The 19,022-nt window shown below is 56.8% G+C and carries 18 protein-coding genes and 1 pseudogene; 8 read left to right on the top strand and 11 right to left on the bottom strand.

The genetic code is table 11. From position 1 onward, the window contains the following. Window positions 1-723: 723 nt before the first annotated feature. Window positions 724-1,647, bottom strand: a complete 924-nt coding sequence (locus CQ13_RS45700) for a tetratricopeptide repeat protein (protein ID WP_245309216.1) — start codon at window positions 1,645-1,647, stop codon at window positions 724-726. Beyond that, a complete protein-coding gene (locus tag CQ13_RS45695) occupies window positions 1,640-2,263 on the bottom strand; it encodes a winged helix-turn-helix domain-containing protein (protein ID WP_245309215.1) in 624 nt (207 codons plus the stop codon). Before CQ13_RS45695 ends, CQ13_RS45700 begins: the two co-directional genes overlap by 8 nt. Before the next feature lie 190 nt (window positions 2,264-2,453). Here CQ13_RS45695 and CQ13_RS17790 point away from each other — a divergent pair, with 190 nt between their 5' ends. Continuing rightward, complete coding sequence (locus CQ13_RS17790; RefSeq protein WP_082637521.1) at window positions 2,454-3,371, top strand: DUF1127 domain-containing protein; 918 nt, start codon at window positions 2,454-2,456, stop codon at window positions 3,369-3,371. Window positions 3,372-3,462: 91 nt separating this feature from the next. Further along, window positions 3,463-4,611: an MBL fold metallo-hydrolase gene (locus CQ13_RS17785; protein ID WP_156433731.1), complete on the top strand. Its 1,149-nt coding sequence runs from the start codon at window positions 3,463-3,465 to the stop codon at window positions 4,609-4,611. A gap of 166 nt (window positions 4,612-4,777) precedes the next feature. On the opposite strand, the gene CQ13_RS17780 is transcribed toward CQ13_RS17785, so the two are convergent. Next, window positions 4,778-5,362, bottom strand: coding sequence for a VOC family protein (locus CQ13_RS17780; protein ID WP_057844138.1), 585 nt, complete (start codon window positions 5,360-5,362; stop codon window positions 4,778-4,780). Between the two features lie 138 nt (window positions 5,363-5,500). Between CQ13_RS17780 and CQ13_RS17775 the strand changes: the two genes are divergently transcribed. The 3 genes from CQ13_RS17775 (at window position 5,501) to CQ13_RS17765 (ending at window position 8,786) form a co-directional block, all read left to right on the top strand. Further along, the gene (locus CQ13_RS17775) at window positions 5,501-6,415 is read left to right on the top strand and encodes a LysR family transcriptional regulator (protein ID WP_057844137.1); all 915 of its coding nucleotides are present in this window, start codon (window positions 5,501-5,503) and stop codon (window positions 6,413-6,415) included. Between the two features lie 227 nt (window positions 6,416-6,642). Further along, the gene (locus CQ13_RS17770) at window positions 6,643-8,004 is read left to right on the top strand and encodes an IS1182 family transposase (protein ID WP_057844136.1); all 1,362 of its coding nucleotides are present in this window, start codon (window positions 6,643-6,645) and stop codon (window positions 8,002-8,004) included. A gap of 296 nt (window positions 8,005-8,300) precedes the next feature. Beyond that, window positions 8,301-8,786, top strand: coding sequence for an ATP-dependent DNA ligase (locus CQ13_RS17765; RefSeq protein ID WP_245309214.1), 486 nt, complete (start codon window positions 8,301-8,303; stop codon window positions 8,784-8,786). A 552-nt stretch (window positions 8,787-9,338) separates the two neighbouring features. On the opposite strand, the gene CQ13_RS17760 is transcribed toward CQ13_RS17765, so the two are convergent. Both CQ13_RS17760 and CQ13_RS17750 read right to left on the bottom strand, forming a co-directional pair. Beyond that, entirely contained in the window at window positions 9,339-9,536 is a 198-nt protein-coding gene (locus tag CQ13_RS17760) for a hypothetical protein (RefSeq protein ID WP_057844135.1), read from the bottom strand. Window positions 9,537-10,363: 827 nt separating this feature from the next. Then, window positions 10,364-10,546 (bottom strand): hypothetical protein, encoded by a 183-nt coding sequence (locus CQ13_RS17750; RefSeq protein WP_057844133.1) that lies wholly within the window; start codon window positions 10,544-10,546, stop codon window positions 10,364-10,366. Window positions 10,547-11,219: 673 nt separating this feature from the next. Between CQ13_RS17750 and CQ13_RS17745 the strand changes: the two genes are divergently transcribed. Beyond that, window positions 11,220-12,647, top strand: coding sequence for a type 2 periplasmic-binding domain-containing protein (locus CQ13_RS17745; protein ID WP_057844132.1), 1,428 nt, complete (start codon window positions 11,220-11,222; stop codon window positions 12,645-12,647). A 538-nt stretch (window positions 12,648-13,185) separates the two neighbouring features. Here CQ13_RS17745 and CQ13_RS47150 read toward each other — a convergent pair. The 4 genes and pseudogenes from CQ13_RS47150 to CQ13_RS47145 form a co-directional block, all read right to left on the bottom strand. Then, a complete protein-coding gene (locus tag CQ13_RS47150; protein WP_430649694.1) occupies window positions 13,186-13,677 on the bottom strand; it encodes a helix-turn-helix domain-containing protein in 492 nt (163 codons plus the stop codon). 261 nt (window positions 13,678-13,938) lie between these two features. Then, window positions 13,939-15,435, bottom strand: coding sequence for a site-specific integrase (locus tag CQ13_RS17740; protein WP_057844131.1), 1,497 nt, complete (start codon window positions 15,433-15,435; stop codon window positions 13,939-13,941). A gap of 281 nt (window positions 15,436-15,716) precedes the next feature. After that, window positions 15,717-16,163 (bottom strand): hypothetical protein, encoded by a 447-nt coding sequence (locus CQ13_RS17730; RefSeq protein ID WP_057844130.1) that lies wholly within the window; start codon window positions 16,161-16,163, stop codon window positions 15,717-15,719. Next, window positions 16,135-16,568, bottom strand: a pseudogene (locus CQ13_RS47145) (SOS response-associated peptidase family protein); the annotation flags it as partial. The gene CQ13_RS17730 and the pseudogene CQ13_RS47145, both read right to left, overlap by 29 nt. 164 nt (window positions 16,569-16,732) lie before the next feature. On the opposite strand from CQ13_RS47145, the gene CQ13_RS17725 reads away from it, so the two are divergent. Both CQ13_RS17725 and CQ13_RS17720 read left to right on the top strand, forming a co-directional pair. Next, window positions 16,733-17,194, top strand: coding sequence for a hypothetical protein (locus CQ13_RS17725; RefSeq protein ID WP_197427362.1), 462 nt, complete (start codon window positions 16,733-16,735; stop codon window positions 17,192-17,194). Between the two features lie 572 nt (window positions 17,195-17,766). Then, window positions 17,767-18,114 (top strand): H-NS histone family protein, encoded by a 348-nt coding sequence (locus CQ13_RS17720; protein WP_245309213.1) that lies wholly within the window; start codon window positions 17,767-17,769, stop codon window positions 18,112-18,114. A 106-nt stretch (window positions 18,115-18,220) separates the two neighbouring features. Here CQ13_RS17720 and CQ13_RS17715 read toward each other — a convergent pair whose 3' ends face one another. Beyond that, window positions 18,221-18,448 (bottom strand): hypothetical protein, encoded by a 228-nt coding sequence (locus CQ13_RS17715; protein WP_057844149.1) that lies wholly within the window; start codon window positions 18,446-18,448, stop codon window positions 18,221-18,223. Between the two features lie 76 nt (window positions 18,449-18,524). Then, entirely contained in the window at window positions 18,525-18,809 is a 285-nt protein-coding gene (locus CQ13_RS43100; RefSeq protein WP_156433728.1) for a hypothetical protein, read from the bottom strand. Between the last annotated feature and the right edge of the window lie 213 nt (window positions 18,810-19,022).

Below are 19,022 nucleotides of genomic sequence, written 5' to 3'. Positions count from 1 at the left end.
GAAGTCTTGGTGGAGATCGAAACCGTCGCCTATCTCGGTAAGAGCTGAAGTCCGAGTTGGGTCAATCGCGTCACTTTGGTCGTCTGCGCGCTACTTCCGGTCTTCCCCAGTAAACGGACCTAGTCAGGGCCAGTGAGCATGTCTCAAAAGGGCCACCTGCGGACGTTTCGCGACATCTATCCAGCAATCCTTTCAAGAAGTGTGTGGACCGCAAATGCTACGATTGGAAGCACCACGATCCCCGTCAAAAATCGTTGCTTCAAATATTGTCTTTGCTGATCATCCTTGGGAAAAACTTCCCAAGTCATACGTTCCCACAGACTCGTTCGAGGTGATGGTCTAATGCCTCTTATCCAAAGACAGCCTTGAACGATCGTTACGCTCGTTAGTAGCGTCAATATCAAAAACAAAGCGCCCTTCGGCATGCAGCACTCTTTCTCTTTGAGTTCCAGCGGGGTGGCGCGGCTGATGTATCCGGGGCGGCCCATTTGAGCGCATCCGCTGAACTTGAGACAATCTAATCCGATCCAAGGTGTCAATCGTTCGTGTGTCCGCTTCGGGTCAAACGCGTCATTTCGACTATGCGCCGACAACTTCCGATCTACCCCAATGAGCAGACATTTTCAGCGTTCGTTGGCATGTCTCAAAGGTGCCAAATCCAGGCTCGTGCACCGCAGTAAAAAGGGGTCTATCCGATCACCTATCAGCGCGAGCGGCGCGGGCTTATTCGGGCAACCCCGCTTTCCGAAGGCCCTCCGTCAATAGCTTCGCGCTTATTGGCCAACCCCGAGCGATCCACCCGGATATCGTAAAGGCGGGATCGACCTCAAGCAGCCGCGCCACCGCCTCACTCGCCTCGGCCTCACGTCCGAGATGGGCGAACGCTGACGCGAGACAGCGATAAGTTGACGGAAAGGAGATGTTCTGACGCTGGGCTTTCTTCCCCGCGACGATGGCCTCGTCAAAGCGACGAAGCTCGATAAAGGCGGACCCTATGCCAACAAGCACTCGATATAGCAGCGGGTCTCTCGGGCTCACGCGAATGGCGCGCTCAAAGCTCCTGACCGCTTCTTCCTGCAGTCCCGCAATTCTATAGGCCCAGCCTCTGTTGCCCCATGCCAGAAATGAATTGGGGTTGAGTGCGACCGCCCGGTCAGCCATTTCAATTGCACTTTCACAATCGCCGACCATGAACACGGTTATTGCGCTGGCCAATGCCAACGTTTCTGGATCATCAGTGTCGGCGCTCAATGCCAAACGAAGAAGCCGAACTGCTTCTTTGCGCTCGAATTGAGGATCGGTGGAAAAGCCCCAAAGGACATTTCGCATGTGACAGTCGCCTGCCAGAGCAGCGAGAAAGCCGAACTGAGGGTCTAGCTCCAAAGCGTGATGAGCCAGCCTGATCGCCTCGGCAAACCCTTCGCGGGTCGATAGGTAGTACTGCGGCATGGCTCGAAGAAGGAAATCATAGGCGGTGAGGCTATCCGGTCGCCGCCGCGTCGCCACTGCAATTTCTGTTTGAAACAATTTTGGCTGAATGGCTGAGACGACGGCGACCGTCACGTCGTCCTGTAGAGCAAAAACGTCCGTCAGGTCACGCTCGAACCTGTCCGCCCAAATGTGCGTGCCCGTCACCGCATCAATCAACTGTCCTGTAATCCGAACCCTTCCCCGAAGCCTTGCGCACAGACCCCTCTAGAACATAGCGCACACCAAGCCTGCGCCCGACCTCCTTGATATCGACGGCTTTGCCTTTGAAAGAGAAGCTCGAATTGCGCGCGATCACGAAAATCCATTTGAACCGGGAAAGCGCGGTGGTGATCTCCTCGACTATTCCGTCCGCAAAATACTCCTGCTCGGGATCGCCGCTCATGTTCTCGAACGGCAGAACCGCGATCGAGGGCTTGTCGGGGAGCGCGAGTGCGGGTTTCAACGATTCGACGCGGCTGTCTGAGACGACCGCAGCACCAGAAGGCCTATCCCCTTCGTGCACCGTACCGACGAAGCGAAAGCCCTTTCGTGGCAATGTCCTGATAAGGCGCTGTTTCTCGCCGGAATCGCCGATCGCGCTCCGGGCGACATTCAGGCGGGTTGTCAGGGCCGCATCAGAGACGATGCGTCCCTTCCAGATGGCGCTCACGAGGTCGTCCTTGCTGACGACGCGCTCTCTGTTGCAGATCAGGTAAACAAGCAGATCGAACACTTGGGGTGTGACGACGATCACGTCCGTTCCGCGGTGCAGTTCGCGCCGGTCGGTATCCAATGCGTAATCCTCAAAGAGATAACGCAAGCTTTCATTCTCCCTCGTGATATTCGCTCATCAAAAGGGCGTCTCCCGCCGCTGGTGCAAAGAATAAGCTGCCGGTGAGGAAAATGTAAGCCACCGGTTAGGCGCGCCAGCGCATGTCTTGGCATTCTCGTCCGGGTGAAACAATCCCCCCGGAAACACCGCAATGAGCACGATCCATGGAGCCACCGAGCTGGGACAGGCAACCGCAAAGCGGCAAGTCTTCAGCCCCTTGGAAGTATATTGGGATGCATTTCAAAAGTGGCGCAAGCGCGAGAGGCTGCGCACTGAATTGTGCCACCTGAGCGAACGGGAGCTAACGGATATTGGTATCACCCCCGGCGACATCGACTACGTCACTTCGAATCGCTGGAGGCGAGATGCCACAACACCACGTCATTCGACAGGATGGCATGGCGCTATCGTCCTTATGCTGCTCTGCACATGCAGCCTCGTGTTCGCGAGCGAGACCCGAGCTCAATGCACGGCGAGGGATGGTTTGCAAAAGCAGCTGAGGCTCAAGAAGACGTCCTCACCTGTTATGCCGCAGGCTCTAGTCAGATCCGCCGTCGATGTTCCGGTGTGGAAGAAGATTACAGTGGGGACGTTTTCAGATTCGTTTGCTCTTCGTAACGCGTTGCACGCAGTAGGTTGTGGTACCGGAGGCTCGGCTCGGGAAATTCTTGCTCGACCGGCGTTTACCCTCAGCCTCACGAAAACGGACCTGGAGCTCTTTACGGTATCGGCGGCCGAACTCGGCTTTCAGACCGAGACTGCGTCGCTGGGGCAAATTTATGCCCGCGCTCAACAGCTAGGTTTTGGTCTTGCGGCAGCGGAGATCGCTCCGCACCTGAGGCTTCAATACCTGGATCAGCCGATCGGTGAATTTCTCATTATCGGAATGGAGCCGATCAAAACATGGGAAGGCGAGCCGGTCATATTAACTGTAGCCAATGGCGGAGCGGGACTAATCCTCATCGGCCAAGATGGCCGCGCTGACGCAGAGATTTCCGTGGCATCCCGTTTTGTATTCGTGGGGTCCCATAAAGCCGCACCTGCGGAGGCAGCACTCGTCCATCACTGACTTGCGAGATCGTATTTGTGGATACTTCCTGTTTAAGGCGGTAGACGCGCAAGATTAGCTTCGCTCTTCTTTCGGAAGGAGTAAGAAGTCCATGCGAGATGCTGCCAACAAAGAGTTTCTGGAAGATTATTCCCTAAAAACCGACCTCACCCGACTTTGCAAGGAGCCGGGACAACTAACAATTGTAATTGCCCAGCTGAAAATGCATAGTAGACGGCCTGTATTGCGGCCAAGGTTAGTTCAGAACAATTTCCAGCTCTCCATGAGGAGCGCTCAAATGTTTACCAAACGCGTTTTAACTCAGCTAAGCAGGGCGTTATTCATTTCAGGCCTCGCATTGACCATCGTTTCGGGCACCGCATACTGCCAGGAAATACGCGTAACTTTGCTTGGCACAGGAAATCCTCCTCCTGTGATGAACCGCTTCGGCCCGAGCATATTGGTCGAGGCAGCCGACAAGAAATTTCTCTTCGATGCTGGCCGTGGCGCGATACAGCGTATCGCGCAAATCAAAGTCAGATGGCAGGACGTCGATGGGGTCTTTTTTACCCATCTTCACTCCGACCATGTCGTTGGATTTCCGGATGTCTGGCTAACTGGTTGGCTAGTTGGGGCTGGCCGAAACCGGCCGCTGGATGTGTGGGGACCACCAGGAACCGGAAATATGGTGTCTCACCTGGTACAAGCGTTTGAGTTTGATATCCGCTTCAGAATTTCGGACGATAAGGCGCGCCCCGAGGGTGCGGTGATCAACACCCACGAAATCAACTCCGGCGTTGTCTTCGAACAGAATGGCCTGAAGATAACGGCGATCAAAGTCGACCATGCACCGGTCGAACCAGCCTACGGGTATCGTATCGACTATGAAGGCCGCTCGGTTGTTTTGTCTGGAGATACCCGGACGTCGGAAGACCTCGTACGCGCGGCCCAGGGCGTAGATTTACTGGTGCACGAGGTCGCGTCCCCAGAGAGCTTTCAACGTGCGGGGGTCAATCCGGAGCGGGCAAAGTCAATAGTCGCACATCATGTTACTCCTGAACAGGCAGGAGAAGTTTTTGAAAGAACAAAACCGCGGCTGGCAGTTTACTCACACATAGTTTTACCCACCGCCACCGCCGATGATCTAGTGCCGCCAACGCGCAAAACTTACAGTGGCCCATTGGAAGTCGGGGAAGATCTGATGGTGATCGAAGTAGGTAAGGACGTTATCGTGCGGCGGCCATCCCTTCCTAAGCAGTAGAGGCTTTCAAGTCGTCGCGGCGTTCGCCGAAAACGAAACACGTCCGCTCCGGGTCATTCGCGTCGTTTCGACTATCGAACGGCGACTTCTGGTTCAACCCGATAAGCGGACACTCCGCCCGCCGGCCGGCATGTCGCAAAGGTGCCGGCGGACGTGACGGCAGGAGTTAGCGATGTTCGCTTGGCAATGGATCGTGGACACCCGACGTAGCTTTGCTTTGGGCTTGGTCCGAGCGAAAGATGAGGTCGTTAATCGGCTTGTCCTGTGCAAGTCGCGTCGCCAGAGCATCCGGATCGAAAGGCTCGCCGATTGGATTGGCGGCGAAGGCAGGCCCTCTCATGAATCTGTTGGCTTCCTCTGCCTCCAACAGATCTACCTGGAACTCCAGCCCGTTGTGGTCCGGATCACGATAATAGAGCGATAACGTCGGCCCATGACGGACCGGGCGCGACGGCATGATGCCCTGGCTTTTCAGCCTGGCATAGGTGTCCATCAGTTCGTTGAGGTTGTGCCAGGCGTAGCCGAGGTGATTGAGGCCGGTTGCCGTCGCAGGCCGTTCGTCCGCGCCCTCTCTTGCAGGACCGAGGTTAACGAAGGCGAAGCGGTGGTGCTCGTCGTCATAGGTCAGGAAGGCCAATCGGTTGTCGCGGTGCTGCACTCGCGCCTCGAACACCCTTGCGTACCAGTCGATCATCTCCTCGAAACGGTGGGTGTTTAAGACGACGTGAGCGAACTTGCTTGGTGCGACCATGGATCACTCCCCTAGCTGGCCCGAGGAGGGCTGCGACATAGATTGCGAAGAACAGGCTTTCGCTACTGGCAAAAACATACTGCCGCAGATCGAAATGAGGTATGATATATTATTGCTAAAAGCTATATCGGCAGTGATATGACATTGGAAATCAGACACTTCCGCTACTTCGTGGCCGTGGCCGAGGAAGGTCACATCACACGGGCGGCCGAGAAGCTCGGCATGCAGCAGCCGCCGCTCAGTCAACGTATCCGCCTCATCGAGGACAAGCTTGGTGCACGCCTCTTCCTGAGACGTGCGCGCGGTGTTGAGTTGACTCGAGAGGGACGAGTTTTCCTAGAAATTGCGCGGTCGCTGCTCAGCCAGCACGAGGGTGCCTTTGAGGCGGTACGACGCGCTGCGCGGGGGCAAACCGGGCGTCTCTGCGTTGGCGCCACACCAACAAGCGTGTTTCATCCCATCGTGCCACTGTCAATTCGCTCCTTCCGTGACGAATTTCCGCAGGTCAGGCTAACCTTGGAGGAGCGATTGCCAGCTGATCTGATCAAGGGCCTGCGGGACGAAAGCATCGATGTGGCCTTCTTGCGGGCGGAGAGGTACGAGGAAGGTTGGCTTTCCGTCAGACGTTTGCTGACTGAGCCGATGATCGTCGCGCTGCCCACCGGACACAGGCTTGCTTGCGTCACAAAAGCCATAGCGTTGCGGGATCTGGAGCGGGAAAGCTTCATCATCTTCGCTCGCCAGACAGGTCCGGCGTTCTTCGAAGCAACAAACGCCGCGTGCCGACAGGCCGGCTTTTCTCCCACGATTGGACAGGAGGCCCCCCGGATTACGTCAGCGCTGAATTTGGTAGCCGCAGGGTTTGGCATATGCGTGGTGCCCTTCTCTGTCAGCCGAATGGACATGGAGGGGATCGTTTTCCGTCAGCTAAAGGGCCCTGTACGGCCGACGGCGCCAATCAATATTGTTTCGCGCCGCAACGATTCAGCGGCCGTCGTCCGCAATTTCCTGATCCGGGTGCAGAAAGCGAAGGCTGCCGCAAATCAGAAATGAGTGTTGGAGATCGAAAGGTGACATTCGCCAAAATCAGCGATGTCCGCTACGGGGTCATTCTCGCAAGTCAGCGCTCGCGTCGACGAAGTCCGCTCCGCCCCTGTGAACGGACATTATCAGGCTGGTGGCTTTGGTCCGAAAAGTGCCGATTGTGTTGAAAAACTCTCCTATTGAAGCGGAAGGAGTTCGCTGATTCATTGGGTCTCGTGGGCGGGAGACCGGAAGCGATGATGGGTCCGCGGCAGGTTGATCAGGCGGCGCTGTTCTACGAGTTCTCACTTGAGCGACACGTTCCGGCCGCCCACTTGCTAAGATCGATCGACCGTTTCGTCGATTTGTCGGATGTTCGGAGCCACTTGGCGCCATTTTACAGCTCTACTGGCCGGCCTTCGATTGATCCCGAACTGCTGGTCCGGATGTTGCTGGTTGGCTATTGCTACGGCATTCGTTCCGAACGTCGGTTGTGCGAGGAGGTTCACCTGAACCTCGCTTACCGCTGGTTCTGTCGGCTCGGGCTCGACGGCGAGGTGCCAGAGCACTCGACCTTCTCCAAGAATAGGCATGGCCGCTTCCGCGATTGCGATCTGCTGCGCAAGCTGTTCGAGACTGTGGTCCGACGCTGCATGTCAGAAGGGTTGGTGGATGGGACGGCCTTCGCTGTCGATGCCAGCCTGATTGCTGCCGATTCCAACAAGCAGCGCTCTGCCGCCGGGTCTGATGATGTTGACTGGGAGGCCATTGCCAGGACGCGCCGATCCGTCCGGGAATATCTCGATACCCTGGATGAAGCTGCCTGGGGCGCAGCCAGCGAGACGATACCGAAGTTCATCTCCAAGTCGGATCCGGCCGCACAATGGACCGGCGCTCACAAAGGGCATGCGTTCTTTGCCTACGCCGACAACTACCTGATCGACCTGAAGGCGGCGATCATCGTCGATGTCGAGGCGACGCGAGCTATCCGGCAGGCCGAGGTCGGTGCGGCACGCACCATGATTGAGCGCACTGAAGATTGCCTCGGGCTCTGTCCCGAACGCCTGGCCGCTGACAGTGCCTACGGGTCAGCCGAGATGCTGGGGTGGCTGGTCAACGAGCGCGCGATCGAGCCGCACATTCCGGTGTTCGACAAGTCGGCCCGCGACGATGGGACGTTCTCGCGCGGGGACTTTAGCTACAATCAGGAAGCCGATGTCTACGTCTGTCCAGCCGGCAAGGTGCTGACCTCCACCGGCACTCTGGTGAATGATGGAGCAACGCTGCTCTATCGCGCCAGCAAACACGACTGCGACGCCTGCGAGCTTAAGCCGCGTTGTTGTCCGAAGATGCCCGCCCGCAAGGTCCCGCGTTCAATTTACGAGAACGCCCGAGACGTTGCGCGCGACATCGCCAAGACCGAGACCTATGTGACGTCGCGGCGTGAACGTAAGAAGATCGAAATGCTGTTCGCACATCTCAAGCGCATCCTACGTCTCGATCGGCTCAGGCTGAGAGGTCCATTTGGTGCTCAAGACGAGTTCCTGCTGGCTGCCACCGCCCAGAACCTCCGAAAGCTGGCAAAGCTGGTCCCGCTATCCGCCCCGATGCCGGCCTGATAGCAAACAAGCTCCCGCGCGCCTGTCTCCTCGCGCCACCCAGAACAGCTAAGGCGCCGACTTCTTCAACACAATCGGCCCAAGGCGGACATGGTCAATAACGCGGCGGATGTCAGCTTCTTGGCTCAAAAGCGGACATGCGATAGTGGTCGATCGATCGCCGCGCGGTCGAAGGCTCGCCCAGCCTCGGTAGTGGCACGTGCCATCACGTCCCCAGATTGTTCCGAATTTTCCCGACCAAGTAAAATGCTCGCCGTTGCCCTCCAAAGGGCGGCGGGCTTTTGTGAGTTTCCTGAGTGTCAAAGCATATTGAGATGCCGGGGTTCATTAAACCCCAGCTTGCCACCCTGAAGACCAAGGCGCCGAAGGGCGACCAGTGGCTCCATGAAATCAAGTATGACGGCTACCGTGTGCAGGTTCACGTAACCAGTGGACGGAGGAAGGTGTACACCCGCACCGGGCTGGACTGGACTAAACGGTTCTCCATCATTGCTGGCGCTCTCGACATTCCCGGCCAAGCGATAATCGATGGAGAAGTTGTCGTAGTCCACGAAGGCCGCACAAGCTTTTCCGAACTTCAAGCCGAACTCGCCGCGGGTAGACAGGATCGACTGGTCTTCTACGCATTCGATCTCCTCTGGCGGAACGGCGATCTTCGCAGGCTGCCGCAGATCGAACGCAAAAAACTTCTGTTAGACCTCCTCGGCGAAAACGATATCGAGTTGCCTAAAGCTATTATAACGCACTTTGCCTGCGATTGGCGCATAGGACGGCGCTCGTAGTCAGCTATTTTTCGGCCCTTAACGCAAAGCGTCGTAACCTCCGCTCCTGGCAGTTCAATCCGGCCGTCGTTTACGCGTCTACACGGGGCGTAGCTCGGGATCTGGCACCTTTGAGACATGCCGACCGGCTCCTGGATTGTCCGCTTATTGGGGGAAGACCGGAAGGGACCGGCGCACGGTCAAAGTGACGCGATGGTGAGAGGGACGGGGTGTCGAGCGCACGCATCTATGCTGGCTTTCGCTGAGGGGCAGATACCGACCAACGTATGACCAGGCGGTGCCGGGCCATCAGTGGTTGTAGCTAATAGTCCCGCAGAGCGGCATAACGCCCGCCGGCTTTTCTCTTTTGAGGATGCGAGGACATTCAGCATTCATGCGAGGAAGGAGAATGGGAAACCGTCGTTGCGAGCCACGTCAGTCCAATGCGAGCTTTCGCAACCGCCAGCACCCTAGTTAGGGCCGGATGGCAGGTGCAGATCACCGACGAGTACGGCAGGATATTTCAGCCTAACAGGTTCGAGGAGCTACTCAGATTTGACCGAAAGCCTCCGATCAGATTTTGAGCTTCCGCGCTGCTTCGGCGTCGCGAGCCAATCGCTCCGCCTTTAACCGCTCGTGGTTTGCATGGAACGCCTTTTGGGTGCGTTCATACTCGGCCATCGCTACCTTGATGTCCGCCTCCTTGAAGGCTTTTCGTGCCTTATGCAAGGCCGCGGTGGGCACCTGACGTTCGTATGTGTAATCCCTCATTTCCTCTCCTTTTGCGTTTGCTTACTACGCAATTTTTTGTCGGTGGGTCGAAAGTCGCATCGGAGTTTCCCGGGAGCTCGAGGCCTAATTTGCCCTTTTGTGTTTACACTTAACTACGTCGGCGAGTGCAAATCGCCTTGAAGCCAGCGTCCAAGAGCCTTGGACTTCATAGGATCTTCATACGCGGCCAGGGCCGTAGCTACGTGATTGCAGACAGCACATTCAAACGTATGCAAATCGACGCCTGGGCGTGCTGGCTCGATGCTGGTGAGCATCATCTCGGCCTTGCACTTCGGGCAGACGGGGCGCCCAAATGCAACCGGCGGAATGGCGGACGACATGCGTTGAGATTGGGGCATATGATGTCTCCCCTCGAATGGCGGGAGCGCAACACTCTCTGTCACCGGTGGATGCCCGTGATGCGGCGGTGATGGAGCTATATGGATCCCGATCGAACCAAATAGCCAGTTAATTCGTGTTCGGTTGCCGAATTAGTGGTTACAGAGCGATTCAAGGGTCAAAACAGGGCCAGCGCGCCATCCGCGGTGCGATCAGGACGCTAGATATTTCAGATTGGGACGGAACGATTCACCTGCGCTGGTCTTGGTCCTCAGCAATCGGCGATCCTATCTCCGAAAGCCAAGCCACCGACCGGTCGACATTTTGCCCAATGCCCGGCGGGAGGTCTCAAACGGCCTCAGATGTGCGCGCACTGAGGCTGTTTTGCTGGTTCAATGACCCATCTGCGACATTGGACAGCACTCAAGAAAGTGCACGATCTCACTTGATCGGCGGAATGGTTCGCCCAGGCGGCGATTGTCCTGAGCCTACGCGCTTATGTTCAACTGCCGCAGCACGTCAGCGATGAGTTGCTTCACGTCCTGATAGCCACCGTTGTTGAAGGTGATGCGCGTGCCTTGTCCGTCGGGCAGTGGTGTGGCGGTCACGATCCTATCCGTGTTGATGACGATGGGCTGATCGTCCGGTTGCGTGAACTGCACGAATGCCATGAAAGATCGATCCTGCCTGTTGGGCGCGCGAGCCTCGCGCGGCGCACCGAAACCTGCGACGCGCGGGCGTCAAGGTCAAGCCTGTGTGCCGAAAACGTAAAGGCGAGGCGCTTCAAATGGCTTGCTGCGTTTGTACCCGCTCCACCCGATGGGCCGCCTCGCTTGCCGGTGAGGGCTGCACTCATCTACGCGGTTGCGGAATGACCGCTGTTGGCCCTAATGCGAAGTTCGGCATGGTTTTGAAATGGTCTGCTTATCGGTGAACACCGGAAGAGGCCGGGAGATGCTCTAATCGGCGCTTTTGACCCGATTCAGACATTCGACATCGGACCAGTGACGGTGTAGCGTTCTCACACAGCCGCGCAGAGCACCTTGGCTGATTGCTGCCCAAAAAAGGCGGCGACGTACCGAAGTCCCCGCTTCCTCAAAATGGCAGCCGTCGGTCGGCACGATTTCAATCTTGAAATCGATCTTGGTTTGTATCGCAGGCGACGCCCCGCAACGCATTCCGCACGCTGCCCCCACGGTGCGGTCTCGGCCTCGCGAGGCCTGCCAGGAAATCAAATGCAGTTTTCTCATCGCTACTCATTAGAGAGGGACCAAAATGAAACCAGGGAGAGCTCTGTCAGCACTGACCGTTGCTGCATGCGGTACGTTTTTCGGTCAGTCCGCAGTGGCGGACGTCATCATTCCATACAACGAATACAGCGGCTCCCCGACAATTGGGCGGGGCAACGGCACTTCGACCGACCCAAACAATCCTGGCTATGGCGCCATGAGGATATTCATCCAGAACGTGATGGATTACACCGATGAGAACGGACCGGATGCATTGCCAACCGGACAGAAGGTCATCTTCCAACGGGATCAGAACACCGGGCGCGCCGTGAATGCGCTCCGGGCCGGCGTACAGTTTGCAAATACCAACGCTATGCCACGTCCGGTGTTTTCAGAACCGAGCTGGGGATTCATCTACAATTCGGTGCCCTTTGGAATGAATTTCGAGCAGACGCTCGAATTTCTTTACAATGCGAAGTTGGACGAAGCCGGGAGAAACGGAATCGAATTGGCGCAATCGATCCTGGATAGCCGAGGGGGGACCCAGATCGTTTTTCCAGTCGTCGGCAGCACAATGCAGGGCTCGGGTTACTTTCCGCAGCCTATTGGCAAGCCCAACTGCAATGCAGGAGACACCGATTGTGATAAAGACGGGAATGGAATTGGCTTGGCTGGTCTTTGCACGGCGGGCTGGACACTCCGATATTTGGCCCCGCCGCAAGATGTCGTGGACCGCGCATGCGACATATTGGTGAAACGAGGCCTTATCCGCGCCAAGACTCTCGTGTTTTATCCGGCTGTAGGCGGCCAATCCGTTCTGTTGCCGATGCAAAGAAGGACAATTCAGGGCTTCGAATACGTCAACCCAAATGACGACCTTCTCGATTTCTTTCCAGTCAAGAATGCAACGCCGGCCCGTCCCCTTGGTGACCCGGATGCCGGAGATCTGGATTGCGCTCCGGCGCTGGCGTTCCCAATTCCGCCCGATACCAAATCCAACTGCACGCAAAATATCGGTCAGATTGGCGCACGATTTGCACATCATCCGTCATGGCATCAGCCGTTCCTGTTATCCTGGATGCACGTCGATAAGGCGGCTTGGAATGGCCTGAACGCCGTCCAGAAAGCGGCCGTTCTCAGAGCGGCGAACGAGTCCGTGACCGAGTCCTTTAGTGCCGCCGAGTCGGTCCAGTGCAAAAAGCTGAAAGATATTCTCGATTTCAATCATGGCATCGATCAGCGGAATCTCGACGGCACCCCGCGATTGATCGCCGGCAAGCCTGTCCCTGCGGATATGACTATCACCCGGTGGCCGGACGATGCGTTGAGGGTCCTGCTTGAAGCTAGAAATGAATATATGGCCTTCCACGAAGGACCAAATAGTCCGAACGAAAAAACGGACGCGCAAAAAGACTTCTCTCTCATATCAATGCCCTGGACGAAGTACGCTGCGAGCGTCGGTGCAGCAAACAATTTTGATCCAGGTAACTTTCCGGCAAAGACCGGCCTGGTCGCAGGCGAGACGTGTAACTTGGTTAAATAGATCAAACTTTTGAGTAGTAGCATTCGGCCTTCGAGCATCACCCGCTCGAGGACCGCTCGCGTGGCCTAGATCATTTCTGACAGAATGTCCGCAAGTGGGCCCTTCTGAGACGCGCGGATCCTCCCGAATGTCCGGTTTGCGGCCCCAAGCGGACCCGACGCAGCAGTTTCTGCATGTCCGCTGCGAGGGGGTGAACGGACTTGAGTCAGACAGAGCCCGAGGTCCGACTTTGACCCAATGTGGATAAAGGCGTTTCAGAGCTGTGTCGGGAACGCGCAAATTCCCGGTGCAGACATTCTTGCCGCGACAAAGGCAAGTTCGAATTTCCATACTTCTGATTTCGATTCACAACACACGACTGGCACGGCGCTTGCGCCGAACATCGCTATTTGTGGGGCGTCCCCAGAGCTCTTCCTTCGATCCTCCTAGGTTCAGCAAACCAGCTTCCGGCTACCAGGGATCAGCCAAACCAGATTGAAGAAGCGGCCCTACTAAAGGGTCAGCGTATTCGGTGTAGATCACTGGAAAGGCGATGATGTCATACACCACAACGCAATCTATTAAGTTGCATAAATCCATCCAGTGGACTGGACTGGTGGTCTGATAGAAAAAACCTCTGAGCCGACTCCAGCATTGCGGCCGTAACGATGCAGGAATTCTTTGGAAGCCTCGGAGCCCTTGGATGTCTATCTGTCATCGAAGTCGCCTTGCCTGGCTGCCAACCTTCTTCGCCCAGGCTTCCACCTTGCGCCGGTGCGGGTTGTTCTCGGATTGTGAGCGGATGAATTGCGATCGCTGCTCGGTCGCTGGAGCTGAACTCGATCTCGTCGCGGCGGAGGAATCCGCGCCGTGTAACGCGCGTCGAATAAGTCAATGAATCGTACACCCGACACGCCGCGATTGCTTCGAGCGTTTGAAGCGTAGGATTGGCACGATTGTTCTCGATCAGGCTGACAGCCATTTGCTCTATCTTCAGCTTGGCTGCTAACTCATCCTGGGTCCAGCCCCTATCTTTGCGTAGTCGACGCACATTGCGCGCAAGCGCCTTTGCCACTTGCGAATTACGTGCGGGAAATCGTTGATCGAATCCTGACCGTGCCGTGAGTGACACGGTCAAAGGCTGATCTCATCCGGTCCATGTAATTGATCATATAATTGCGTGCCAGCCGAGCTTAACAGGACGCGACGTTAGAGAATCGACCACAGCCGCCTGCTATGGGGGGCCGAACAATGCAAAGCGCGGCGTTCGAGCCCGACCGGGCGGGTTCGTTACGGGCGAAATGCGAATGGTCTATTCCGGATAGATTCCTCCCGCGTCCAGAAAGGCCTTGAGCAAGGCGTCCGCCCATAACTCCATGGCCTTGGTCTTCTCTGGAATGCGCTGCGCTTGGAAGTACCAGCGCTTTCCGGTCTGGCCGACTCGGTCGAGCTCGTTCCTGCGGTCGCCGGCGATCTCGTGGCCGATCACGAGGGATGCAGTACCCGGCGGAAGCTCCGTCTCGTCCAGGATATGGTCACCCATCGTGGATCGGATGATGTGCATGCTGAAGGGGGGAATGCCGCGCAATACGTCGCGGTGGTTGCCCTCGCGCAGTCCGCGCATGTTGCGGATGTGGTTGGCGAGCGCCGATCCGGACACGGCGATATCTCCCGTCTCCGACTGCATCACCCGCGATGCAAATACCCATTTGCTCTCGCGCTTCCACAGGCCAGCGCGTTCGGCGGCACGCTTCCAGTCGCGCATGCAGCATCGAACGATGTGCAGCCCGAGCGGCGGGATGGGGAGGGTGAACGGGTTCTGCGTCTTCATCACGTTGGGCTGCCAGGTGGCCAGTCCCCACCCGGGCTCGGCGCGCGGATCCTTGAACTCCACGTCCTCGCGGGCAATCCACGTGCCCGAGCCGCGGCGGTGGCCAGTCAGGCTGTCCCACCACAGTCCCCAGCGCACGCCGGGCGAGATGCGCTCGTTGCCGGCGCGCGAGGCGCAGAACCTCTCGTGCTCGGCGAGCAACATGCCGAGATGTTTGACCGTGAAGTCTTTCTTCTTTCTCTTCAGCGCCTTGTCGCGTTCGATCTTCTTCTCGACCTCTTTGGCCGTGCGGCGGCGCTTTTCGGCGAGCAGCCACCACTTGCGACCCGGGAGGCCGCTTTCCCTGCGCTTGAAAGCCGACGCCCAGTTCAGCGCGGCTTGACCATAGGCTCTGAATTTCCTGTAGCCGTCGTATTTGTGAGTCCTGTGCAGTTCCTCTTGCACGGTTTCGAACCATTCCTCGTTCAGTCCGGAGAGCGGTCTGTCGGCGTGCTTGGCGACGGCGGGCCTGGCGAAGATCTGCCTGACGTCGCTCTGCGTCTCGGCGGAAGGATAGATCGGTCTGCCGGAGGAATCTTCGCGCATCTCAGAGATGTGCTTTTTGTATTCCTCGACGAGCTCACCCCAGGTCCAGCCCGACTTCTCCTCCGGTGCGTCCACCGAACTGCCCATCTTGGCCCATTCGCGCTTTGCCTTGTCGCGTGCCTCCCGCAGTCCGAGGTACTCGTCACCGGATTTGCTGGCGCGCTTGCGCCGCTCCGGAATCCTTGCCTCCTTCGCGGGAGGCAGGGCGCTCCCGATCTTGATGCTATTGGTGCGGGTCTTCACCAGCCAGGAAGCGACGTGACCTCGGACCCGGAGAACCAGATAGGGCTGCAGCTTGTCGCAGAAATCCTCGATTCCTTCCGTTCCTTTGATCGCCAGCGTGGTGGCCTCCTTGACCACGTTGGGGGTCAGGTTGAGCCGTTTCGATGCCATATGTGGATCCTTCGAAGTCACGTTTTCGACGTGATCGTACCACTTCGGTGCCAACGAAACCAAGGATTCGGAGGCGGATGCGACCCCAAGGAATGGGGTCTCCACATTTTTCGCGAAAAAATCGATCGAAAGTGCTGTACGAGGCTCCTGGAGCGTAAGAGACGGGTAATCATAATCCTGGGGTCGGGGGTTCGAGTCCCTCCCCCGCTACCATGGTTAGCCGACATAGCCATGCTCGGAAACAGGGCGGGATTTGCCGCAGAGGGCGGCGATGCGCCCCCTTATTCAATCCGCACACTCCGGTCATCCTCGGCATTTGCTTTGGTCCCTGCGCCGCCCGGTCGGCTGGGGCTGGCGTGCACGATGATCGCCGTCACCAATTCACGGATGGTCGCAAACTCCATTGGCTCGCCGCGCTTCAATTCATCGGCCAATTCTGTTACCGCGCGCTTGTAGCGATCGATGGCCTTCGGATGCAGGACGATCACGTTGTCGCCTTCCCTGGCAGTCTCAAGCCTCTCGCTGAGTATTTTGCGCTCGGCCTCCAGTTCGCGCAGTCGCGGGATGATAGGCTCGGGTGGCGCGCCCTTGGTGATCGCATCGACAGCGCGCTTAATCTCGCGCTCGATCTCGCCTAGGCGACGTTCTGTCCGCGTGCGCTCGGCGTTCGCCTGCTTCTTGAGCTGCTTGCGTTCGGCGTTATAGGCCTCGACAAACTCGGTGATCACCTCGGGGTGCGCTACTGCTGGCGCAATCCCTTGATGGCCAGCGCCTCGATGTCGTCGAGCCAAACGCGCCGCCCGTTAATGCGCGAGCCACTTTCCTTGTAGCTTGAGCATTGAATGCGCATGCCCTTGCGATCGGCGCCCGCATCCAGACATCCTGATCTTCGCCCGTCATGAGTATCACCGGCATCGCCTTGGAATGTTGGCTCGACGACTGCGTTCGGCGACGTCGTCAGGAAACCATAGACCGGGGATCGGCATGGACTTCATGCCTCGCTCCCCATTGAAGATCGTCCACATGCCTGCGAAGGCGAACAACGGTCGGTCCTCGTTGAGTGCGAACCACACCACGTCCTTCTTAGTCTCAGTGTTCGTTTTCGGTGCGTACTCGGCGAAGCTATTTGCTGGACACTCTCCGGGACCACCACGTTGACGGCATGCTGGGCATATCTGAATGCAGTTCCAATGTCTTCCACAATACATAGTGGCTAATTTGAATGGTGGACAACCTGAACATTTTCCTTGACCGTCGTGGCCCTCGATTGTCCCGCAACAGTTTGGAGTCTTGTAAAATGAGTTTTACGGATGAAGTTCTCGCATCGAAGTTTAGCGACATCGAACGCGATATCGGAGACGTGATCCAAAACGGCAATCGCGCATTACCTTCCATTCACATCATTCCAAAAGACGAACATCCGCTTCCGAAAGGCCCAATGCCCGATTACGTCTCGCACAAGGAAGGCGTCAATCAGGTAGGCAAACTCTCCGCCGAAGTCATCGTCCGCGAATATGAAGCGGCGGTAAAAGAGATCGAAGCACTCGGTGCCGAACTGAAAGACGCCGCCAAGAGGTGCGAGGAAACCGTTGCTGGTGTTCACTCAATGGTAAATGAGATCAAGGAACTGGCAGCAAGCTATCGTGAGGAGGGCAAACGCTACTTCTTGCAGATCGAGGAATGCTCGCTGATGACGTCCGAAGTTCGCACGGTCTGCGAAGAACTTAAGAAAAAAATCGCAACGACAATTGCCGCTTAAGTAGACTATTGACGGATCTTCTAAGTGGCCGCGTCATTCATTGTCGCGGTCACCAGCCAATGTTGTCCGTTGCTGTCGGACGGGCTCGGCGAGGGTTGGCTCGGATCGAGCCGAGCAAATGGCAACGCTGCAACGTCGAGCCAACGGTATTGGGGCGCGCCGGGGCGGAAACGAACTCGCTGATCCACTCATTTCGATTACTATCCGGGGATAACTTTGGTGCGAGGGACAATCCTTCGTTTCGCTGCCGACCGATTACCACGCATAATGTTGCGCCTGCGATGAGACGATCTTTTCAGAGGAAAGAGCAGTTCAGTGAGTTTCACTCGCAAACAAAGAAGTTCTTCGTATTGAATCCTCAAGTCCTTATCGGGTGTCTAAGCAGGCCTACATTGCGAGTACGTTTGGACATAGCAACTCCTGCGGAGTGCAAATACCTAGTTAAAAGCAAAACATGTGATGCATTAACTTAGGTTCCAAAACTGCAATTGCTCATTTCGACCGCAGTTTTACCTCACAAAGCTCTCACTCGCCTTTTATGCCCCTCGAAAAACAACCTTCGCACCATTTAAATGATGGAGAATCGCGCGGAACAATTAATGGAGCCGATGATGAAGCGAACTGAATTAGATCAGACGAGTACCGACGAGCTATGGTCGCTGCACGTTGAAGTCTCCGATCTTTTGCAGCAACGTATCCGCGAGGAAAAGCTGAAGCTAGAACAGCGTCTAAAGCTGCTGGAAGCTCCAGCGTCAGGGCGTCGTCGGTATCCTCCGGTTTCCGCGAAATATCGCAACCCTGATCAACCATTTGAGACGTGGTCCGGCCGTGGCAGGCAGCCGCGCTGGCTGGCCACGCAGTTGCACGCCGGTAAGCGGGTTGAGGATTTCAGGATTAAAAAGGCGGCAGGTGGACGATAATCGTCGGCGCTGTAATCGGCGCGCAGGCGGTTTGATGAATTTTTCCGGCGGATGGTGACGTGCCCCAGCTTGGGGTCGGCTGGAGACGCCAAGGTCGCACCGTACTTCAGCGATGCTTGTCAGGCTCGCCATTTGGACTGCCGTCGCTGCCGCCGTTGCCGTAGCCGTTGTTGCCCCTGGGCCCGCCGCCCGCGCCAGAATGCGCGATTGCATCGGAGGTCAGAGAGGTCGATAGCGGCAGCGTTATTACCGGAGGCGTTACCGCTGCGAACCGGCCAGCCGAAATCAAAAACTTGCGGCGATCTTCGATCTCTCCTTGTTGGCGCTCGTCCATGCTTGCCTCAAGGTCCTTGTAGAAATAATATGAGAACCGCATTTAAGATCGTACATTTGGTCCCAGCCCTGACCACTCACGTTTTGTTTCTAAATGATAGGGCTCCTCGGTCAGCTAGGAAGCTATCGAGGAACTTGCGAGAATTTTCCGGAAGCTCATCCCGTGAAACCGTTTGATTGTGAGGCAGCGAACTTTGGCTTGACGGCGACCCACGTCTAACTTCATCGATTTCTGTGTTGAAGGCTTTTTCTTTATCCGCAATCAAATGCTGAAGATAATCGAGTTCCAACGTTTTGCGACTGAGAAGTCTATCGGACCCGAGTTCCGCAATACGGTCAGTTGCCTGCGACTTGGTAGCCATGTTTTTATCCTCCCTACCTGAGAGTAAACGCGGGATCGGGAAAAAGTTGCTATTTTGTTTTCGGCGAGGATTGCCCCGCTCCCAAGGCGGATTCGAATGACTTGCCGAGCGACATAGGCCCAACCTCAAGAATGCCTGCGCATGTACACGCATATGGCATTTGTGGACGGCCATAATTCTTCGGCGTCAACTACGGGCGGCTTGCTGCAAGAG

The organism is Bradyrhizobium retamae (assembly GCF_001440415.1).
Lineage (GTDB): Bacteria > Pseudomonadota > Alphaproteobacteria > Rhizobiales > Xanthobacteraceae > Bradyrhizobium > Bradyrhizobium retamae.
The sequence above is the reverse complement of the archived record's forward strand: the minus strand, read 5'-3'. Positions and strand labels throughout refer to the sequence as shown.

What these genes read in the sequence shown, in the direction of transcription:
- CQ13_RS17790 (WP_082637521.1), top strand. Translation starts at nt 2,454, where the DNA reads ATGAGCACGATCCATGGAGCCACCGAGCTGGGACAGGCAACCGCAAAG.
- CQ13_RS17715 (WP_057844149.1), bottom strand. Translation starts at nt 18,448, where the DNA reads ATGGACGAGCGCCAACAAGGAGAGATCGAAGATCGCCGCAAGTTTTTG.
- CQ13_RS17770 (WP_057844136.1), top strand. Translation starts at nt 6,643, where the DNA reads ATGATGGGTCCGCGGCAGGTTGATCAGGCGGCGCTGTTCTACGAGTTC.
- CQ13_RS17760 (WP_057844135.1), bottom strand. Translation starts at nt 9,536, where the DNA reads ATGAGGGATTACACATACGAACGTCAGGTGCCCACCGCGGCCTTGCAT.
- CQ13_RS17750 (WP_057844133.1), bottom strand. Translation starts at nt 10,546, where the DNA reads ATGGCATTCGTGCAGTTCACGCAACCGGACGATCAGCCCATCGTCATC.
- CQ13_RS17720 (WP_245309213.1), top strand. Translation starts at nt 17,767, where the DNA reads ATGATGGAGAATCGCGCGGAACAATTAATGGAGCCGATGATGAAGCGA.
- CQ13_RS17780 (WP_057844138.1), bottom strand. Translation starts at nt 5,362, where the DNA reads ATGGTCGCACCAAGCAAGTTCGCTCACGTCGTCTTAAACACCCACCGT.
- CQ13_RS17775 (WP_057844137.1), top strand. Translation starts at nt 5,501, where the DNA reads ATGACATTGGAAATCAGACACTTCCGCTACTTCGTGGCCGTGGCCGAG.
- CQ13_RS43100 (WP_156433728.1), bottom strand. Translation starts at nt 18,809, where the DNA reads ATGGCTACCAAGTCGCAGGCAACTGACCGTATTGCGGAACTCGGGTCC.
- CQ13_RS17785 (WP_156433731.1), top strand. Translation starts at nt 3,463, where the DNA reads ATGCGAGATGCTGCCAACAAAGAGTTTCTGGAAGATTATTCCCTAAAA.
- CQ13_RS17740 (WP_057844131.1), bottom strand. Translation starts at nt 15,435, where the DNA reads ATGGCATCGAAACGGCTCAACCTGACCCCCAACGTGGTCAAGGAGGCC.
- CQ13_RS17725 (WP_197427362.1), top strand. Translation starts at nt 16,733, where the DNA reads ATGAGTTTTACGGATGAAGTTCTCGCATCGAAGTTTAGCGACATCGAA.